General features: G+C 58.9%; 18 protein-coding genes and 1 tRNA gene. 9 read left to right on the forward strand and 10 right to left on the reverse strand.

Features of this window, described 5'->3' with window-relative positions; genetic code table 11:
- Positions 1-7 precede the first annotated feature (7 nt).
- Positions 8-763 carry a 3-keto-5-aminohexanoate cleavage protein gene (locus BR48_RS24415; protein WP_051614896.1) on the forward strand — a complete coding sequence of 252 codons (756 nt, stop codon included), beginning with the start codon at positions 8-10 and terminating at the stop codon, positions 761-763.
- A 29-nt stretch (positions 764-792) separates the two neighbouring features.
- On the opposite strand, the gene tig is transcribed toward BR48_RS24415, so the two are convergent.
- The gene (gene tig / locus BR48_RS0111640) at positions 793-2,217 is read right to left on the reverse strand and encodes a trigger factor (RefSeq protein ID WP_027231455.1); all 1,425 of its coding nucleotides are present in this window, start codon (positions 2,215-2,217) and stop codon (positions 793-795) included.
- A 635-nt stretch (positions 2,218-2,852) separates the two neighbouring features.
- Between tig and BR48_RS0111645 the strand changes: the two genes are divergently transcribed.
- The 4 genes from BR48_RS0111645 to BR48_RS0111665 all read left to right on the forward strand — a co-directional run bounded on the left by BR48_RS0111645 (position 2,853) and on the right by BR48_RS0111665 (position 8,203).
- Positions 2,853-3,965, forward strand: coding sequence for an efflux RND transporter periplasmic adaptor subunit (locus BR48_RS0111645; RefSeq protein WP_051614995.1), 1,113 nt, complete (start codon positions 2,853-2,855; stop codon positions 3,963-3,965).
- Positions 3,962-7,129 carry a multidrug efflux RND transporter permease subunit gene (locus BR48_RS0111650; RefSeq protein WP_027231457.1) on the forward strand — a complete coding sequence of 1,056 codons (3,168 nt, stop codon included), beginning with the start codon at positions 3,962-3,964 and terminating at the stop codon, positions 7,127-7,129. Before BR48_RS0111645 ends, BR48_RS0111650 begins: the two co-directional genes overlap by 4 nt.
- Before the next feature lie 83 nt (positions 7,130-7,212).
- Positions 7,213-7,659 carry a pyridoxamine 5'-phosphate oxidase family protein gene (locus BR48_RS0111655; RefSeq protein ID WP_027231458.1) on the forward strand — a complete coding sequence of 149 codons (447 nt, stop codon included), beginning with the start codon at positions 7,213-7,215 and terminating at the stop codon, positions 7,657-7,659.
- Positions 7,660-8,120: 461 nt separating this feature from the next.
- Positions 8,121-8,203 (forward strand) — tRNA-Leu (locus BR48_RS0111665).
- 28 nt (positions 8,204-8,231) lie between these two features.
- On the opposite strand, the gene BR48_RS0111670 is transcribed toward BR48_RS0111665, so the two are convergent.
- Together BR48_RS0111670 and BR48_RS0111675 are read right to left on the reverse strand one after the other, a co-directional pair.
- On the reverse strand, positions 8,232-8,807 hold the full coding sequence (locus BR48_RS0111670; protein ID WP_027231460.1) for a GDYXXLXY domain-containing protein: 576 nt from the start codon (positions 8,805-8,807) through the stop codon (positions 8,232-8,234).
- Positions 8,804-9,916, reverse strand: a complete 1,113-nt coding sequence (locus BR48_RS0111675; RefSeq protein WP_027231461.1) for a DUF2157 domain-containing protein — start codon at positions 9,914-9,916, stop codon at positions 8,804-8,806. The genes BR48_RS0111670 and BR48_RS0111675 overlap by 4 nt, the downstream gene beginning before the upstream one ends.
- 257 nt (positions 9,917-10,173) lie before the next feature.
- On the opposite strand from BR48_RS0111675, the gene BR48_RS24420 reads away from it, so the two are divergent.
- Complete coding sequence (locus tag BR48_RS24420) at positions 10,174-10,320, forward strand: DUF1127 domain-containing protein (protein ID WP_081815883.1); 147 nt, start codon at positions 10,174-10,176, stop codon at positions 10,318-10,320.
- A gap of 159 nt (positions 10,321-10,479) precedes the next feature.
- On the opposite strand, the gene BR48_RS0111685 is transcribed toward BR48_RS24420, so the two are convergent.
- Entirely contained in the window at positions 10,480-10,983 is a 504-nt protein-coding gene (locus BR48_RS0111685) for a hypothetical protein (protein ID WP_155810864.1), read from the reverse strand.
- A 214-nt stretch (positions 10,984-11,197) separates the two neighbouring features.
- Here BR48_RS0111685 and BR48_RS0111690 point away from each other — a divergent pair, with 214 nt between their 5' ends.
- Entirely contained in the window at positions 11,198-12,145 is a 948-nt protein-coding gene (locus BR48_RS0111690) for an aldo/keto reductase (RefSeq protein ID WP_027231463.1), read from the forward strand.
- A gap of 85 nt (positions 12,146-12,230) precedes the next feature.
- Positions 12,231-13,640, forward strand: coding sequence for a methylenetetrahydrofolate--tRNA-(uracil(54)-C(5))-methyltransferase (FADH(2)-oxidizing) TrmFO (trmFO, locus tag BR48_RS0111695; protein ID WP_027231464.1), 1,410 nt, complete (start codon positions 12,231-12,233; stop codon positions 13,638-13,640).
- A 129-nt stretch (positions 13,641-13,769) separates the two neighbouring features.
- Here the strand turns inward: trmFO and BR48_RS0111700 are convergent, their stop codons facing one another.
- From BR48_RS0111700 to yajC, 4 genes are all read right to left on the reverse strand, one after another.
- Positions 13,770-14,606 (reverse strand): phytoene/squalene synthase family protein, encoded by an 837-nt coding sequence (locus BR48_RS0111700; protein ID WP_027231465.1) that lies wholly within the window; start codon positions 14,604-14,606, stop codon positions 13,770-13,772.
- A gap of 11 nt (positions 14,607-14,617) precedes the next feature.
- Positions 14,618-15,007, reverse strand: a complete 390-nt coding sequence (locus tag BR48_RS0111705) for an Mth938-like domain-containing protein (RefSeq protein ID WP_027231466.1) — start codon at positions 15,005-15,007, stop codon at positions 14,618-14,620.
- A gap of 4 nt (positions 15,008-15,011) precedes the next feature.
- Entirely contained in the window at positions 15,012-17,279 is a 2,268-nt protein-coding gene (gene secD, locus BR48_RS0111710) for a protein translocase subunit SecD (RefSeq protein ID WP_027231467.1), read from the reverse strand.
- Positions 17,280-17,341: 62 nt separating this feature from the next.
- Entirely contained in the window at positions 17,342-17,677 is a 336-nt protein-coding gene (yajC, locus tag BR48_RS0111715) for a preprotein translocase subunit YajC (protein ID WP_027231468.1), read from the reverse strand.
- A 163-nt stretch (positions 17,678-17,840) separates the two neighbouring features.
- Between yajC and BR48_RS0111720 the strand changes: the two genes are divergently transcribed.
- The gene (locus BR48_RS0111720; RefSeq protein WP_027231469.1) at positions 17,841-18,704 is read left to right on the forward strand and encodes an ATP-binding protein; all 864 of its coding nucleotides are present in this window, start codon (positions 17,841-17,843) and stop codon (positions 18,702-18,704) included.
- Here the strand turns inward: BR48_RS0111720 and BR48_RS0111725 are convergent, their stop codons facing one another.
- The gene (locus BR48_RS0111725) at positions 18,705-19,034 is read right to left on the reverse strand and encodes a type II toxin-antitoxin system HicB family antitoxin (RefSeq protein WP_027231470.1); all 330 of its coding nucleotides are present in this window, start codon (positions 19,032-19,034) and stop codon (positions 18,705-18,707) included.
- Positions 19,031-19,219, reverse strand: coding sequence for a type II toxin-antitoxin system HicA family toxin (locus BR48_RS25840; RefSeq protein WP_245273442.1), 189 nt, complete (start codon positions 19,217-19,219; stop codon positions 19,031-19,033). Before BR48_RS25840 ends, BR48_RS0111725 begins: the two co-directional genes overlap by 4 nt.
- Positions 19,220-19,307: the final 88 nt, after the last annotated feature.

The following is a 19,307-nucleotide window of genomic DNA, read 5'->3' on the forward strand; positions in this document are numbered from 1 at the left end:
CTGACACATGCTGCAAGCCTGCCTCAACGGCGGTCGTAACCGCGATTTTCACGCTGCCGTTCCCTTTACGGCAGACGAGCTTGCCCGCGACGCCGCGCTTGTCGTGGCGGCAGGCGCCGGCGAGCTTCACATACATCCGCGGGATCTGGATGGTAACGAAAGCCTTGTCGCCTCTGATATCAGCGCCGCGATCCGCGCCATACGTGAAAGCGTTCCGGAGGTACCGATCGGCGTTTCGACACATTGGCGCATCCCACCCGGCGGCAAGGCGCGCCATGCACCGATCGCGCAATGGCAGGAGCTTCCCGACTATGTATCGGTCAATCTGATCGAAGAGGATGCTGCTGAGATCATGGCGCTCGTCTGGGATAAGGGCATCGGCGTCGAAGCCGGCCTATGGTCGGTGAGCGACGCCGAGCGCTTCATTGCCCTTCCTGACGCCAAGAAGTGCCTGAGAGTGCTCATTGAAGTCAATGAACAGGACTTTGATGAGGCAATGGCGGTGGCAACTGGGATCATATCAGTGCTGGAACAGGCGAAATTCGAGCTTCCCATTCTGCTGCACGGCGATGAAGCGAGTGTCTGGCCGATGTTCAACCTGGCAATTGCGCGCGGCTATGATGGACGCATTGGCCTCGAGGATGGCAAGCTCCTTCCTGAAGGCAAGGAAGCCGAGGACAATGCCGACCTGATCCGGGCTGCGGTGGTCCTGGCGCATGGCGGCGATACGCTTCTCGGTACCGCAAATGAAAAGGGCGGCTGACGCCGCCCTTTCCGGATCGATAGTGAGGCTTATGCCTCGTCGTCAGTCTTCTTCTTGGCGGCCTTCTTCGGCGCGGCCTTCTTAGCAGGCTTCTTGGTCTCTTCCGACTTGGCATCCGCCTCATCGTCGGCCATCAGCTCTTCCTTCGTCACCTTCTTGTCGGTGACCTTGATGTTCGAAAGGAGATGGTCGACCACCTTCTCCTCGAAGATCGGCGCGCGCAGATTGTTTACTGCTTCCGGCGTCTTACGGAAGAATTCATAAATCTGCTGCTCCTGGCCCGGATAGCGGCGAACCTGATCGTAGACGGCGCGTTGCAGCTCTTCTTCCGTTACCTCGATGCCGGCCTTGTTGCCGATTTCGGAAAGGACGAGGCCGAGACGAACGCGGCGTTCGGCAAGCTTGCGATATTCTTCGCGCGCTTCTTCTTCCGTCGTATCTTCATCTTCGAAGGTTTTGCCGGCTTCCTGGAGGTCGTGACCGATCTGCGCCCAGATGTTGTTGAACTCGGCGTCGATCAGGCGTTCCGGCGATTCGAACTTGTATTCACCGTCGAGCGCGTCGAGAATCTGGCGCTTGACCTTCTGGCGCGTAAACGTGCCGTACTGGCTCTCGATCTGTTCGCGGATGACCTGGCGCAGGCGGTCGGCGCTTTCGATGCCGAGCTTCTTTGCGGTCTCGTCGTTGATTTCGAGTTCGCCCGGCTTGGCGATTTCCTTGACTGTGACGTCAAAGGTTGCGTCCTTGCCGGCAAGGTGCGCAGCACCATATTCAGCCGGGAACGTCACGTTGATCTGCTTCTCGTCGCCAGCCTTGACGCCGATGAGCTGATCCTCGAAGCCGGGGATGAACTGGCCGGAACCGAGGACGAGCGTCGCGTCGGTGTCGGCGCCGCCATCAAACGGAACGCCATCGACTTTGCCGAGGTAGTCCATCGTCACGCGATCGCCGCTCTCGGCCTTGCCCTTCTTCGTCTCGAAGGTCTGGGCGGAACTGGCAACGCGCTTAACCTGCTCTTCGACTTCCTCATCGCTGACATCGACGACTTCGCGGGTTACGCTGATGTTCGACGCGTCCTTGATCTCGATGGCAGGAAGAACTTCGTAGTTGAGCGAGAATTCGAAATCGGCTTCGCCGCTCAGAACCTTTTCCGCTTCCTTCTCGTCCTCGGTCATTACGACTTCCGGCTGGGTAGCGGACTTTTCGTTGCGGTCGGCAAGAATGGACCGCGAGGAATCGCTCAAAATCTCGTTGACGACTTCAGCCATGAACGACTTGCCGTACATCTTGCGCAGATGGGTCATCGGCACTTTGCCAGGGCGGAAGCCATTGATGCGCGCCTTGGCGCTGGCGCCCTTGAGGCGTTCGGAAAGCTTTGCTTCCAGATCCTTGGCCGGAACGACGACCTTGATCTCGCGCTTCAGCCCTTGATTGAGCGTTTCAGTAACCTGCATGTCCAAACCTTCACTTTTTTAACATTTGTCCCGCCGTTGCCGGCTCGTTGGCCTAAATTGCGGGAGAAAACTGCCTGCCCTTGCGGCTTCCGGTGCGGACGAGGAGCTTTACTCACCATCCACGTTGATTTTATTGCCTAATTCCAGTGCAACTCTCGATTTGCGACACGAATTCTAGCACAGAATGTGGCACAAAGTTGCGAAAGAGATTGCACCCTCACCGACTGGTCGCTCCCTTTACTTGCCTTGCGGGCAAAAATCAATGGCGCAGCCCGGTTGCTGCTTCGAGAAAAATGCCCGTTTTGCAAGGCGTTTAACCTTTAAATACCAGTCGCGATTGCAAGGTGACAACCGATTCGAACTATGCAAGTCTGGATTCGTGGGGTTTTGAGACAGGTTGTCTCCGCGTCGCCCGGCTGGGCGCACGAGCGTATCTGGTTGAATTACTCCACCTGAGCGTTGAATTCTGACTTTGCGTAACTAGACCCGATCGTCCGATGATTTGCAGTTTCAGCCGCTCCATCCGGTTGATTTGTCTCATCCCGCGTGGTCGTTCAGTGTCCGATTGTTTTGGAGGCCTGCCCTTGCCACGAACATTCATTTCCGCCGTTAAACTCGGCCTTGCAGCCGCTATTATGACCGCAACTTCAGCTTTGGCGCAGGAGGCTGCCGCCCCGCCTCCACCACCTGTATCGGTTGCAAAACCCATTGTTCGCGATGTGATCGATGCCGATGAGTTCATCGGCCGGTTCGACGCCGTCGATCAGGTCGCTGTGCGCTCGCGTGTGTCGGGCTATCTCGATACGGTCCACTTCAAGGACGGTGCGCTCGTCAAGAAGGGCGATCCGCTGTTCACGATTGACCAGAGGCCGTTCCAGACTGCACTCGATCAGGCGCAAGCGGCGCTCGAGGTCGCAAAGACCACTCTTACCTACGCCGAAGCCCAGTACAAGCGCACTGAATCGCTGACCGGGAGCGGCACCCTGTCGGTATCGACGCTCGACGACCAGCGCCGTGCCTATCTCGCCGGCCAGGCGAGCGTGCGTGGCGCGGAAGCCGCGGTCGCTCAGGCGAAGCTCGACATGATGTACACCGAAATCACCGCGCCGCAGGACGGACGCATCGATCGAAGGCTGATTTCCGTTGGCAACCTCGTCAATGCCAATGACACGATCCTGACGACGATCGTCTCGCTCGATCCTATCGACTTCTACTTCGACGTCGATGAGCGCAATCTGCTTTCCTATGCCCGTTCGGCGCGCGAGCGGGGCAGCGACCTTCAGGAAGGCGGTGGCGGGCTGGATGTTACGGTTCGGCTGACGGACTCGAAGGAACCACCGGTCAAGGGCAAGCTCGACTTCTCCGAAAACCGGCTCGATGCCCAGACAGGCACGATGCGGGTGCGAGCCCGCTTCGCCAATCCGGATTTCGTCTTGCAGCCCGGCCTGTTCGGGCGCGTCGAAGTCTCAGCCTCGAACACCTACAAGGGCATCCTCGTCCCGGATGATGCGGTTGGCGCGGACCAGAACGAGCGCATCGTCTATACAGTCAGCGAAGACGGCACGGTTACGCCGAAGCCGGTGCGGCTTGGGCCCAAGCAATATGGCTATCGCATCATTCGCGAGGGTCTGACCGGCGACGAGACCATCGTCGTCAATGGATTGATGCGCATCCGTCCGGGCGTCAAGGTTAAGCCGGAACTCATTACCCTGCCACCCGAAGCCAAGGCGACGGGGGTCGGCCAATGAGGTTCGCGCATTTCTTTGTCGACAGGCCGATCTTTGCATCCGTCCTGTCGATCGTGCTGTTGATCGTGGGCGGCATTGCCTACACGCAGCTTCCCGTCGCCCAATATCCGGAAATCGCGCCGCCGACGATCGTGGTGCGCACCTCCTATCCCGGCGCGGATGCGCAAACCATTGCCGACACGGTGGCGACGCCGATCGAGCAGGAAGTTAACGGCGTCGAGAACATGCTCTACATGTCCTCCTACTCGACCGCAGACGGGTCAATGGCGCTGACGATTACCTTCAAGCTCGGCACCGACCTCGACCAGGCGCAGGTGCTGGTCCAGAACCGCGTTTCCATCGCCGAACCGCGCCTGCCCGAGGAGGTGCGGCGTCTCGGCGTGACCACGACGAAAAGCTCGCCCGACCTGATGATGGTCATCCACGTTCTTTCGCCGAACAACCGCTACGACCAGCTCTATGCGTCCAACTATGCACGCACCCGTATCCGCGACGTCCTCCTGCGGCTCGACGGCGTTGGCGATCTGACCATCTTCGGCGAACGCGAATATTCGCTGCGCATCTGGCTCGACCCGCAGAAGCTTGCTGCCTACGGCATGACGGCGAGCGACGTCGTCCAGTCGCTGCGCGATCAGAACGTGCAGGTTTCGGGCGGTTCGATCGGCGGGCCGCCGACGTCGGGCAACAGTGCATTCCAGTACACCGTCACGACGGAAGGGCGTTTCAGCGACGCGAGGCAATTCCGCTATGTCATTGTCAAAGCTTCAGATACCGGCCGCCTCGTCCAGTTGCAGGATGTGGCGCGCATCGAGCTCGGCGCCAAGGACTATGTGACCAACAGTTACCTCGACGGTAGTCCCGCCGTGGCGCTCGGCATTTTCAGCCGGCCCGGCACCAATGCCTTGGCAACCTCCGAAACCATTCAGGAGACGATGAAGGAACTCGCCAAGGATTTCCCGGACGGACTGACCTACAACATTGTCTACAACCCGACCGAGTTCATCTCCGAATCGATCAACGAGGTCTACAAGACCATCATCGAGGCCGTCATTCTGGTGGCTCTCGTCGTGCTTGTTTTCCTGCAGTCCTGGCGCACCGCGATTATTCCCATCGTCGCCATTCCGGTGTCCTTGATCGGAACGCTCGCCATACTCCTTGCCTTCGGCTTCTCGCTGAACATGTTGACACTGTTCGGCCTCGTCCTCGCCATCGGCATCGTCGTCGATGACGCGATCGTCGTCGTCGAAAACGTCGAGCGCAATCTTTCGTCCGGCATGACGCCGAAGCAAGCGGCCCACGTCACCATGGATGAGGTCGGAACGGCGGTCGTCGCCATCTCGCTCGTACTCATTGCCGTATTCGTGCCGACCGCCTTCATCCCCGGCATTTCCGGCCAGTTCTATCTGCAATTTGCCATCACCATCGCCGTCGCCACCGCGATCTCGGCGCTCAACTCATTGACGCTCTCCCCGGCCCTTGCGGCAATCGTCCTGCGCCCGCACGGGCATTCGCAATCGAGAAACCCGCTTGCGCGCGCCGGCCGCTTCCTCGCCAACGGCTTCAACACGGGCTTCGACCGAATGGCACATGGCTACTCCTGGATCATACGCCATCTTGTCGGCTCGACCGTCGGGCTTCTGGCCTCGCTGCTCGTCTTCGTGGGTCTCCTCGCCGGCACATGGTACATGGCCAATATCGTACCGCGCGGGTTCATTCCGACCATGGACCAGGGCTATGCCATCGTCGTCGTCCAATTGCCCGATGGCGCGTCGCTGGAGCGCACCGATGCGGTGATCAGGCGTGCCTCGGACATCGTCCGCAGCGTTCCCGGTGTAAGCCATGCCGTGGCGTTTGCTGGCTTCAGCGGCGCCACCTTTACCAATGCGTCGAATGCAGGCGTGGTGTTCGCGCCGTTCAATTCCTTCGAAGAGCGACTGCCAAAGGGCGAGACGGCGCAGGCGATCATCGGCCAGCTCTTCACCAAGATGCAGAGCATCCAGGAGGCCTTCATCATCGCCGTGCCGCCGCCGTCGATCCGCGGCATCGGCAATTCCGGCGGCTTCAAGATGCAGATTCTCGACCGCGACAATCCGGACATGCGCCGCATCCTGCCTCTTGCCTATCAGATGATGGGTGAAGCCAACAAGACGCCGGGACTCACCGGGGTCTTCACGACCTTCTCGGCGTCGAGCCCGCAATATTTCCTCGAGATCGACCGCGACAAGGCGCGGGCATTGAACGTACCGATCCCCAACATCTTCGAGACGCTGTCGATCAACCTCGGCACCTCTTATGTCAACGATTTCAATGCATTCGGCCGCGTTTATCAAGTGCGCGCGCAGGCGGACCAGCAATATCGCATGGACCGGGCCGACATTCTGGCGCTGAAGGTTCGCTCGGCGACGGGAGCATTGGTGCCGCTCGGAACGCTGATCGAGATCAGGGACACGACCGGACCCTCGCTGGTGCAGCGCTACAACATGTATGTTTCGGTGCCATTGCAGGGCAATCCGGCGCCGGGCATTTCGACTGGTGATGCACTCGACAAGATGGAGCAACTGGCGGCGCAGACGCTGCCAGTGGGAACGACGTTCAACTGGACAGAACTCGCATTCCAGGAGCGCAGCACCGGCAATACGGCGATCTACATCTTCGCCCTGTCGGTCATTTTCGTCTTCCTGGCGCTTTCCGCTCAGTATGAAAGCTGGATCCTCCCCCTTGCCATCATCCTGATCGTCCCGCTCGCTGTGCTCGCCGCGCTGATCGGCGTGCATCTGCGTGGCATGGACAACAATATCCTGACCCAGATCGGGCTTGTAGTGTTGATCGGCCTTGCCGCGAAGAACGCGATTCTGATCGTCGAGTTTGCGCGACAACACCAGGACGACGGCGCGACACCCGTCGAAGCCGCAATCGAGGCAAGCCGTTTGCGCCTGCGCCCGATCCTGATGACCGCATTTGCATTCATCTTCGGCGTGGTTCCGCTGATGATCGCAACCGGCCCCGGCGCGGAAATGCGCCAGTCGCTGGGAACGGCCGTGTTCTCGGGCATGTTGGGCGTTACGTTCTTCGGGTTGTTCCTGACGCCGGTGTTCTACGTGGCGCTCCGTTCATTCGGGCGCAAGCGCAAATCCGCGGTGGAGGCTCCGGCGCGGGGCTTCTAGTCCCGCTTCATTACCGGCTTGCGTTAAGGGTCGGCGGGCATCATGCTGGTGCGCGCTGACTTATCATTCATGCGGAGCGAGAGATGATTATTACCGAAATGTCGCGGCAGGAAATCAAGGAACTGCTGACCCGGGCCAGCATCGGCCGGCTCGCCTGCGCCAAGGATGATCAGCCTTACATCGTCCCGCTTCGCTTCGTCTACAATTCCGTCTACCTCTATTCCTTCACCACTGTTGGGCGAAAAATCGAGTGGATGCGCGAGAACAACAAGGTCTGCGTCGAGTTCGACGAGATCGATTCGACCAATAGCTGGAAGAGCGTGGTCGTTACCGGCAGGTTCGAGGAGATCACAAAGGAACATAGCGACGAGCGTAACATGGCTCATGATCTCTTGAACAAGAAGGCCGAATGGTGGGAGCCCGGCTACGTGAAGACAGTCATTCGCGAACAGGAACGCCCGCTTGACCCGGTTTACTTCCGCATCGCTATAACAGAAACGACCGGCCATAAGGCGGTCAAGGAGCGTTAGACGAAGTTCGCACATTCCCTTTTTCCATAAGGTAGAAGAATGTGATCCTGGCCTGCGAACTGGTGCAACCAACGATACCCCTTAGACGTTGTATAATTGAGGGACCAATCAAAAGGAGCACCACCATGGGCGGAACGTCCAATCAGCATTTCGTGCGCAGGATGCCAACTGCTTCTGATCATCTCATCGATACGATTCGGCAGGCGACGCCAAAGCCAAAATTCAACCCTGAACGCTTGTCGGACGTCTTGAAGCGCTCCAAGGGGGCTTTTTCGATTACGAAGAGCCGGCCATCCGCCAAGTAGGCGCCTACCTACACTGTCCAGCCCAAGTCCCGTCGGCGGGCCATGCCTCGCGTGGTACGGCTCGCCAATCTTCCTTGGAACAACCCCTTTTTCCTTTGACGGCAGAAATCACGATGCTATAGAGACCGGCGCTGGGGTGCGGTAACGCCTCCATCTGCGGATGTGGCGAAATTGGTAGACGCACCAGATTTAGGTTCTGGCGGGAGACCGTGGGGGTTCGAGTCCCTCCATCCGCACCATAGCGCTTGAGGCACGGTCGCCATTTCTTCAGTAGATTGGCTCTTCGTAGAGAACTTCTCCGTTGTTTTTCAGAGCGCGAATTTGCGCATCTCCCGACGGCGAAACCGCGATGACAGCCTCAATCCTGCGTTCTCGCTGCTGGACTTCTATCACGCGCCCTTCCCCCTCCGGCACATAATAGCGCTCGATCCCGTATTGGATGTGAAGATCGTGATAGATCGCGGCATTGGCGTAACCGGAGGTGCGGCCGCGCAGCTGTATTTCACCGGGCGCCAGATCCTCGCGCTTTTGCCACGAGGCGCTGCTTATGCCCCAGGAGCCGTCATCCGCCTGCTTCAACGCTACATAGATATCGGCGAACCCGGTTGACGTCGGCGGCGTCCCAGTCACCTTGTTGGCCTCGATTGTCGCGATGCCGTAACCAAGTGTGACATAGTCGCCGCGCAGGAAATCATGTGGATCGACCGGCTCGGTAAGCAGCGTGAGATTGGTGCCGCTTCGCAGGATCGACGCCCGCTGTGCGACCATGGCGTAGAGGGCTCCGGACTGTAAAATTGCCACAACGGCGCCGAGCAGGATCAGGCGATTTACCTTGAATATCATGCCGTTGCTTCCTTTTTCGGATTCTTTCTTAGAAGTCTTCGCTCCATTCTGACAACGAAGGCCGCCAGCAACAAGACGAGGATGCCGGCAGTCAGGAAGAAGCCCGCGGTGCCTATCAATGTACCGATCGTCTTGAACGCCAGGTACAGCACCTCGAGCGAGAAGACCGTGTAGGAAACCCAGCGCACCGCAAGGTTCCGGTGCCCCGAAAGGGCGAGGCCCGCGACAGAGCATCCCAAAATCGCAAAGCCGATGACAACCTGATTGCCAACCCCTTCGCTGAATTCGTCGAACTGGAAAAAGATGAGGGCGATGACCAGCATGATGAAGCCATATCCTCCGATGGCCTCGCTCCAGCCGGTAAGCTGCTGGGTCGCCCTGCTCCGCAGTGCATCCGCGAGGAAGAGTGCCGCGCCGAGAACGGCCGCGATCCAGAGGATCGCCTGGTCGTCCAGATCGAACCGGACCACGAAGACATAGGCGATGAGGAGAATGGCAATGAAATGTCGCGCCTGCTTCGCCTTCGTCCACCAGACCAGTCCCGCGCAGATGATTGCAAACACAGGCACCAGCCAGATGTAGTTCCAGTGGTCTGGAGTCGATGGTTCGAGCGAAGCGAACAGGTAGAAGCCGGTAATTGCGACGCTGGTGGACGTCAGTACCTTTGATCGCAGCAGGACGGCCGCCACCATCGTGCCCGCCCCCCAAAGAAGCGCCGCATCGGTGGTGTCTCCCGAGAGGTGGTACATTTGGCCAACGAGACCGATACCCGCACCGAATGTGATGGCGGCGATCAGGTAGAGCGCCTCACTGAATATCCTGTCGCCCAGGCTTGCCCGCCAGGCGCCGCCGATATAGCCGGCGCCGATCACCGATATGATAAGACCAAGCCGAACAAGGCGCGGCATGAGTTCCCAGTTGGCCGCTACGAGGGAGACGATGGCTGCGCCCAGCAAAACTGCGCCGAGAACCGCAAGGACGCCTCCAAGCCCGAGGCCGTGTCCCCTGCCGTCCATGTCCTTGCGCAAGCGTTCGGCCGTCGTCTCATCGATCAGACCATCCCGCTGCCAGCGCGCAATGTGTTTCTTAACGCCAATGGTTATCGCCAAGGTCTGCTCCTGAATCGCTGCAACGAGTCTTTAGTATAGCGAGGTGGCGGTCATCCTCCTATGGCGATCCCTGCGTGCTCGCAGCGCCACAATCACGACATTTGTGCGCCGCAACAATTAACATCGATTAATGTTGCAATGCAGCAATTGCATAGCTGATCTGCAAACTTGGCTCTGCAACTTTCAGGAGCCGTGCACTATCTTCCACTCAACGATCAAGAGTGATCAAGCAAACAACAACCAAAGTGGTGATTGAAATGAACCTTATCCGCTCCTACAGCAACTGGCGTCGTTATCGCGACACGGTTTCCGAATTGAACCGCCTGTCGTCCCGCGAACTCAGCGATCTCGGCATTGCCCGTTCGGACATCCCGTACGTCGCCAAGAAGTCCGCAATTCGCTAATCGCATAGAGAATATCGCCGGGGCTTATCCTCCTCCCGAAGCCCCCGCGATCAAAGGCCGATACTCCTCCTCCCTGATCGGCCTTTATCAAACGACACCCACCGCACCTCCTCCCGCGGTGGGTGTTGTTGTTTCAGGCCGCCTCCAGCCTATTGAGCCCTAGCGGACGCCGCCATATCCCCTGCTTTTCCATTCTGCGAGCGTCATGACGTCTGGAGCGCCGCCTCCCGGCTCGTACCAGGAATCGACTGCCCAAAGCGTGCCGCTGCGATCTTTCAGAACAGCAGTGAAGTGTGGATAGCGCCCGTCGAAAAAGCTTCCGCGCGAATCCCGCCGGGCAACGGTGTGGAACTGCAACAGGCCTGCACCCTGCAGATAGCGCAGGAAGTGATCGGTATTCGTGGATTCGTCCACGCAATCCATCTGGCCGCGCTCGCGTCCCTTGCCAAAATCCATTTTCGGCCGGTCGACGACGCCAATCACCTGCGTATTGCGTTGTTCGAATACTTGAACCGCCCGGCGAACCGCCGCGCGCTCGCCCTCTGGCGATTTGCGGCCGGACGCCATGATGGAGGCAATGCGGGAACGGTTGGTTCCGGTCAGCGTTACATTGGTCTTAAAATAGCAGCCATAACCGTGACAAACGCTGAAGGTCTGCGCCATGGCGATGGATGCGGGACTGCAAAGAATGAGAAGAAGAAAACAGAAGACGAGTTTTTTTGAGACTTTTGGTTGCATGCCCAACACTAACAATTGTTTTCACTGAAGCCCAACAGATTTGCATAATATGGTTGCTCCCGGAAATCCTCACCTGGCAACAGCCAGCGCCGCACCCTAAATCACCCCTGGCGCACCTCACCCCAATCGGAGAATGATCATGCAACAACGCCGTCTCGGCCGAACCGGCCTTTCCGTCGCCCCGCTCGTCTTTGGCGGGAATGTCTTTGGCTGGACCGCATTCAAGAAGACATCCTTCGACCTGCTTGATCGCTTCGTCGATGCCGGCTTCAACGCCGTCGATACGGCCGATGCCTATTCGCGCTGGGTGTCCGGCAATGAAGGCGGCGAATCCGAAACCATCATCGGCGAATGGATGAAATCACGTAAAAATCGCGACAAAATTGTCATTATCACCAAAGTCGGTTCCAACATGGGACAAGGCAAGAAGGACCTTTCGGCTGCCTATATCGCCAAGGCCGCCGAGGCTTCCTTGCGCCGGCTGCAGGTTGATGCGATCGATCTCTATCTTTCGCACTGGCCGGATCCGGAAACACCCTACGAGGAGACCCTCGGCGCGCATGCGCAACTCCTGAAGGCGGGCAAGGTCAAGTCAATCGGCGCCTCTAATCTCGATGCCCAGCAACTGCGAGCAGCGCTCGACGTTTCCAAGGAAACTGGCCTGCCGCGCTACGATGTGCTGCAGCCGGAGTATAATCTTTATGACCGCAAGAGCTATGACGGACCGCTGCGGGATCTCTGCATGGCCGAAGATATCGGCGTCATTACCTATTTCAGCCTCGCGCGCGGCTTTCTCTCCGGAAAGTACCGCAGCGAGGCCGACCTTGGCAAAAGCGCGCGCGGTGGCGGCATCAAGGATTATCTCAATCCGCGTGGATTCCGCATTCTCGCCGCACTTGACGATATTGCCGCCAAGCACAAGGCAAAGCCCGCGGAAATCGCCCTCGCCTGGATCATGCAGCGCGAAGGCGTGACCGCCCCGATTGCCAGCGCGACGTCCCTTGAACAGTTGGACAGCCTGATCAAGGCGGCTTCGCTCAACCTGAGTGCCGAAGACGTTACCCAACTCGACAAGGCCAGCGCCTGATCGCTTGGATCGAAAGCCGCCGCATTGCGCCGTGCGGCGGCTTTTGCACATTGATGCGGGCGGTCAAAGCGGTTATTGGAAAGCCATGTCCATCAAACCTGTACACATCATTGGCGGCGGTCTCGCCGGTTCCGAAGCTTCATGGCAACTGGCGCAAGCCGGCGTGCCTGTAATCCTGCATGAAATGCGCCCCGTGCGCGGCACGGATGCCCATAAGACCGAAGGACTGGCCGAGTTGGTCTGCTCCAATTCGTTCCGTTCCGACGATGCCGAGACCAATGCGGTCGGCGTGCTTCACGCCGAGATGCGGCTTGCCAATTCGCTGATCATGGCCGCGGCAGACGCCCACCAGGTGCCGGCCGGCAGCGCCCTTGCCGTCGATCGCGACGGTTTTTCCGACAAGGTCACCGCAATCCTCGAAGCGCAGCCGCTCATTACGATCGTACGCGAGGAGATTACCGGCCTGCCGCCAGCAGACTGGGACAAAGCCATCATAGCGACCGGACCGCTGACGGCTCCTTCGCTTGCGGAGGCCATCGGCCGCGAGACCAGCGCCGACGCCCTCGCCTTTTTCGATGCGATTGCTCCGATTGTGCATTTCGATTCGATCGACATGAACGTCTGCTGGTTCCAGTCGCGCTACGACAAGGTTGGACCGGGCGGCACCGGCAAGGATTACATCAACTGCCCGATGACCAAGGAGCAATACGAGGCCTTCGTGCAGGCCCTGATTGCCGGCGACAAGACGGAATTCAAGCAGTGGGAGGGCACGCCCTATTTCGACGGCTGCCTGCCCATCGAAATCATGGCCGAACGCGGGCCGGAGACGCTGCGTCACGGTCCGATGAAGCCCATGGGGCTCACCAATGCGCACAATCCGACCGTCAAGGCTTATGCAGTCGTTCAACTGCGCCAGGATAATGCGCTTGGCACGCTCTACAACATGGTCGGCTTCCAGACGAAGCTGAAATATGGAGCGCAGACTGAAATATTCCGCATGATCCCCGGACTCGAAAACGCCGAGTTCGCGCGCCTCGGCGGCCTGCACCGCAATACCTACCTGAATTCGCCCACACTCCTCGATCCAACGCTGCAATTGAAAAGCCGGCCAGGGCTGCGCTTTGCCGGTCAGATCACCGGCTGCGAGGGATATGTAGAATCGGCCGCGATTGGTCTGCTCGCCGGCCGGTTTGCCGCCGCCGAACGACTGGGCCAAGCCGTTACGCCGCCGCCGGCAACGTCGGCATTTGGGGCGCTCCTCGGCCACATTACCGGCGGCCATATTGTCACCGATGAGGAACCAGGAAAGCGCTCCTTCCAGCCCATGAACGTCAATTACGGGCTCTTCCCGCCTATCGAGGCACCGAAGTCGGAAGGCAAACGCCTGCGCGGCAAGGAAAAATCCAATGCCAAGAAGCGCGCCATGAGCGCCCGCGCCCTCGCCGATTGTCGCACCTGGCTCGGATTGCCGGCGATTGCCGAGGCTGCGGAGTAGCAAGCTACTTCACTTCGGAGTTGCGTTCCTCAAGTGTGCTCACGACTCTGGGCTGCCGCCCATCTTTCCGCTTGCGGGGGATATCCTGCAAGACCGAGGGGGTGCTGCGTCCTCGATCGGCCTTCCATGTTAACTGACGGAAGCCTTCAGCATCGCCCACTGCCGACGCAGCGGCGTTATATCGGCAACTTCGTTTGCAGCATCAGCGCCCTTTGCCTTGAGCTTTTTCAAATAGATAGGCGTAAGCCGCGCCGGCAGGTATGCAGGACGCAGGCTGACGCGCAGCTCCTTCGCGCCGGCTTCGAACTTTGCCAGATGGTCTGTCGCAAGCGCTATCATGGCAGCGACTGCGCGCGCAATCGCTTCTCCATCAGAACCATCGAGGAGATTCTGCGGGCTGCAGCCGACCGCTGTCAGAATATCGGCCGGGATATAAATCTGGCCGCGCCGCCTGTGCAGGGGCAGGAGCCGCAACAGGCCGGAAATCGCCTGCGCAACACCAGCGTGTCCCGCCGTATCCGCGTGCTTCAGCGCGGCATCCTCATCGAGCACCAGCGATGCCAGCTGGATCAACGCCGACGCGGTCTCGCCGCAATAGCCTTCAAGGTCATTGCGGCTGGGCATGGGGTCATCATAAAGGTCGAAAATCCGGGCTTCGCAATAATTGTCGAAAGCCTGCCGCGGCAGGTCGTGGGTCTTGATCGTGTCGAGGAGCGCCGCGGCAACCGGATTCGCCGAGACCGCGCCGTGTTCGGTGCCGTTGATAAGATCGCGCCACCATTGCAGCCGTACCTCGCCGGGCAACGGATCGTGGATCAGGTCGCGAATGCGAGCGATCTCCGCATTGAAGGCATAAATCGACGCCAGCGCGCCGCGCTTGTCCTCGGGGGCATAGAGGATCGAGACATGGCGATCAGGGTCCGCATCGCGCAGGAACTGCATGCAGTAGGTTTCATTGGCGTTCATCAGATGCCGCCTTAATCGACGGCGATCAAGGCAGCCGCCACCGCCCGATCTTCGGCCAGCAAGACATTATAGGTGCGCACTGCCGCGCCTGTGCTCATGGGATCGGCGGAAATGCGGTATTTGCGCAAGGCGTCGCGCAGTTCCTGCGGCAGCCGGCGCAGCTCCGTGCCGGTGCCTACCAAGAGGATCTCGATGTCATCCGCCTGCTCGATCACGAGCGACAGATCGGCAGCCATCACGATCGGCGGTGTTTTCGGCTCCCAGCCATGAATGCCTGATGGAAGACACAGGATCGAGCCACGATGGGACATGTCGGCAAAGCGAAATCCGCCATTGCCATAGGCATCGATCGGCGCGCGCCCCGGAAAATGGGCGTCCCGGATTTCAATGCCCTTGGCCAAGTCCCTAAACTCCGTTCTGCTCGGACGCCACCCTCGCGGTGTCATCAACAACGTCGCGGCCCTTGAGCCCGAACAACATCAATAGTGGACCGGCCACGAAGATCGACGAATAGGTCGCAACAATGATGCCGACGGCAATGGTCAGCGCGAAGGAACGCACGTCATCGCCGCCATAGATGTAAAGCATAAGGAGTGCGAGGAAGGTAGCAAGCGAAGTCAGGATAGTGCGCGACAAGGTTTGATTGATCGATGCATCGAGAACGGCCGACAGCGACATGGTATTCCCATGGCGCCTGAGGTTTTCGCGGACACGATCATAAATCACCACCGTATCGTTGAGCGAGTAGCCGACGATGGCAAGAAGCGCCGCGATGCTCCAGAGATTGAATTCCATCTGGAAGATAACGAACATGCCGACGATGAGCACGACGTCGTGGATCGTGGCAAGGATCGCGCCGAGAGCAAAATGCCACTCGAAGCGGAACCAGACATAGGCCAGGATGGCGACGAGCGACAGGACCACGGCGAGCACACCCGCCTGCGACAATCCACTCGATACGGACGGGCCGATGACATCGACACGGCGGAAATCGTAGTCGTCCTGCAGTTCGCCGCGGATCTTTACGCCGACGGTCTGCTCGGCATTCTCGCCCTCGCCCTGGCTTCCAACCGTTATCAAGGCGCGGTCGTCCGACTTGAACGGTTCGATTTTGACCTCGCCGATGTTCAGATCATCGAGCCGGCTATAAACATCGTCAAGGTCGATCGGTCCTTGCCGCGACTGGATTTCGACCAGCGTACCGCCCTTGAAATCGATGCCGAAGTTCATGCCGACAACGGCAAAGAGGACGATGGCGGCAATGCTCGAAAGCGCCGAGAAACCGAGGGTCAGGCCGCGCAATTTCATGAACGGGATTCTGGTGTTGTTCGGCACGAGCTTGAGCGGTGCGCCAGGCACTTCCTTTGGCTTCGAGCGTTGCACCCAGATCGATATGAGCCACCTGGTCAATGTAAATGTCGTGAACAGCGTCGTAACGATGCCGATCGTCACCGTGAGGGCGAAGCCGTGCACGGGGCCGCTGCCGAGAATAAACAGTACGAGCGCTGCAATCAGCGTGGTCACGTTGGCATCGACAATTGTCGCGAGCGCCCGGGAAAACCCGGAGTCGATGGCCTGGATGACTGAAAAGCCCGCCCGCCGATCCTCGCGGATGCGTTCATAAATAAGGACGTTAGAATCCACCGCCATGCCGATCGTCAGGACGATACCGGCAACGCCGGCAAGGGTCAGCGGCGCGCCGAAGAGCGTCAGCACTGCAAGGATCAGGAGGACATTGACGACGAGCGCAACGCTGGCGATGACGCCAAGGAAGCCATAGGTCAGCAGCATGAACAGGATGACGAGCGCTGCGCCGATCAGGGCCGCAATCTTGCCGGATGATACGGCTGCAGCGCCAAGGTCGGTACCGATGGTGCGCTCTTCGATCACGGTAACATCGGTCGGCAAGGCGCCCGCACGCATGACGAGAGCAAGATTGCTTGCTCCCGAGAGGTCGAAATTACCGGTAATCTGCCCGGTATTGCCGGGAATGGCCTCGCTGATCACCGGCGCCGACAGAACCTGATTGTCGAGGACAATGGCAAAGGATTGCCCGACATTGGCCTTCGTCGCCTTGGAGAAGCGATCGGCGCCGATGCTGTCGAGCCGGAATGTCACCACAGGCTCCTGTGACGCTGTGTCGATACCGGCCTGCGCGTCGACAAAATTCTTGTTCGAAACGAGCGGCTCGGTCTTGACCAGATATGGAACCGGCGGATCGTCGAAGGAATAGACGACCTCATCGCCTTCCGGCGGTGTGCCATCGAGCGCCTTCTGAGCCGGCATCGACGAATCCACCATCTGGAAGGTGAGTTCGCCTGTCAGGCTCAAAATGTCCTTGAGGAGCTGCGAATCGTAGAGGCCCGGCACCTCGACAAGGATACGCCCGTTGCGCTGGCCCTCGACATTCGGATTTGTATAGCCGAGTTCGCTCAGGCGCCGTGTCAGCACCGCCATCGTCGCATCCGTATCGGGGAGATGGTCCTTGTCGACCTGCAGGCCGATGCGCGATCCGCCTTCGAGATCAAGCCCGAGGGCCAGCTGCTTCTTGGGCAGCCAGTCCGGCAGCTTTACCAGTTGATCCTGCGTGAACAGATTGGGAAGAGCCAATATGACGGCTGCCAGAACAACGGCCCAAATGAGTACGGTCTTCCAGCGGCTGAAATAGAGCATTCGGCAATAACCTTCGGCATAGAATCAACAGGGCGGCTCCGTGGCCGCCCCGTAACTATGCCTTATTTCTTGTTATCGGCAACCGGTTCGCCCTTGACCCGTACATCGGCGACCATGCCGCGCAACACCCGTGCCTTGACGCCATCGCCGATCTCGACATCGAGTTCGCCCGTATCCTCATACACCTTCATGACCTTGGCGATGAAACCGCCGCCGGTGACGATCGTGTCGCCGCGGCGAATTGCCTTCAGCTGTTCCTCGCGCTTCTTCGCCGCCGTGCGCTGCGGGCGGATGATGAGGAAGTACATGATCACGAAGATGAGGATGAATGGCAGAATGCTCATGAGCATTTCCGGTGCGCCGCCGGCGGCCTGTGCATATGCAGGAGTTACGAACATTGAGACAAACCTCCAGAGAAGACCTATTTTGATTATACCTGAGCCTGCGCAATACAATGTTTGCGTTGACAAAAGCAACCGTACAAAACCGTGAGGGCGGCTTTTCGATTTATCGTCAACATGATAGTTGCAGGTGCGCAGGTAAAGCAAAGGCTGGATGGGAATGTCGCGGGAATTGCTGACGGATAAACTTGACCGCTTGATTAAGGTACTGGAGCGAATGGCGCCGCCCGAGCCGCAAGCAGTCGACCTTGATGGCGCCGACTGTTTCGTCTGGAATCCGGACCATCTCTCCTTCGATCCAGTGACCAGGGTCAATCGCGTCGATATCTCGCTGATCCGCGGCGTCGACACTGTCCGCGATATCCTTTTCGACAACACCAAGCGTTTTGCCGAAGGCTTCCAGGCCAACAATGTGCTCCTGTGGGGCGCGCGCGGCATGGGCAAATCCTCGCTGGTCAAAGCGGTACACGCCTCGGTCAATGCTGCAGCGGGCGATAATGGCGCGCCCCTAAAGCTTGTCGAGATCCACCGTGAGGACATTGACAGCCTCCCTGCCCTCATGGCGGCGATCAAGGACACCGACTACCGGTTTATCCTGTTCTGCGATGACCTTTCCTTCGACCATGACGATACGTCCTACAAGTCGCTGAAAGCTGCGCTCGAAGGCGGTGTCGAGGGCCGGCCGGACAATGTCATCTTTTACGCGACATCCAACCGGCGGCACCTCTTGCCGCGCGACATGATCGAAAACGAGCGCTCGACGGCGATCAATCCGTCGGAAGCGGTGGAGGAAAAAGTATCCCTTTCCGACCGTTTCGGCCTGTGGCTCGGATTTCACAAGTGCAGCCAGGACGATTATCTGGCCATGATCGACGGGTACGCCGCGCATTTTGACCTTGGCGTCGAAAAGGGCGAGCTCCATGCCGACGCACTTGAATGGTCAACGACGCGCGGCTCGCGCTCGGGGCGTGTCGCCTGGCAGTTCACTCAGGATCTCGCTGGGCGGCTTGGGAAGAAGCTGTAGTCAGTTCGCCGCCTTGTCCAAAGCCTCTTCGGCCCATTGGTTGAGGCTTTTCCCGGCGCGTTCCGCCGCGAGGACTGCGCGGCGATGAACTTCGGGCTTCACCCTAAACATCATCTTGCCCGAGTAGGGCTTCTGCGGCTCCTTGCCGATCTTGGCGCAAGCCTCGATATAGTCCTCCACCGCTTCATGAAAAGCCGCTTTAAGGTCGACGACTGTATCGGCATGAAAGCCGACGCCGTCGCTTATATCCGCGATTTTGCCGAAGAATATTTCATCTTCGTCGTCATACTCTACCCGCGCAGTATAATTCTTGTAGTGCATGACGTTCATGGTTCGATTCCAATTCTTTTCAGAAAGGCCCGGGCGGCGCGGACTTGATAGCGCTTTGCTTCCTTGGTGGGATGGGGCCTGTGAAAGCTTTCCAGTTCACCATCCTTTTCAAATTTGACACGCGAGCCACGACCCTCGATCGCCCGTCCCCGACGCTGACCAGCAAGCTTTCGATATCCGACCATGCTATCGAGCCCGCGACCGGGTCAGAAAAGACAGCGAGCAGGGTTCGCCTATGCCTGCTATTCATCAAAATGCCTCTTTAAAATATAT

Origin of the sequence: Phyllobacterium sp. UNC302MFCol5.2 (genome assembly GCF_000686005.1) — a bacterium.
Classification (GTDB): Bacteria; Pseudomonadota; Alphaproteobacteria; order Rhizobiales; family Rhizobiaceae; genus Phyllobacterium; species Phyllobacterium pellucidum.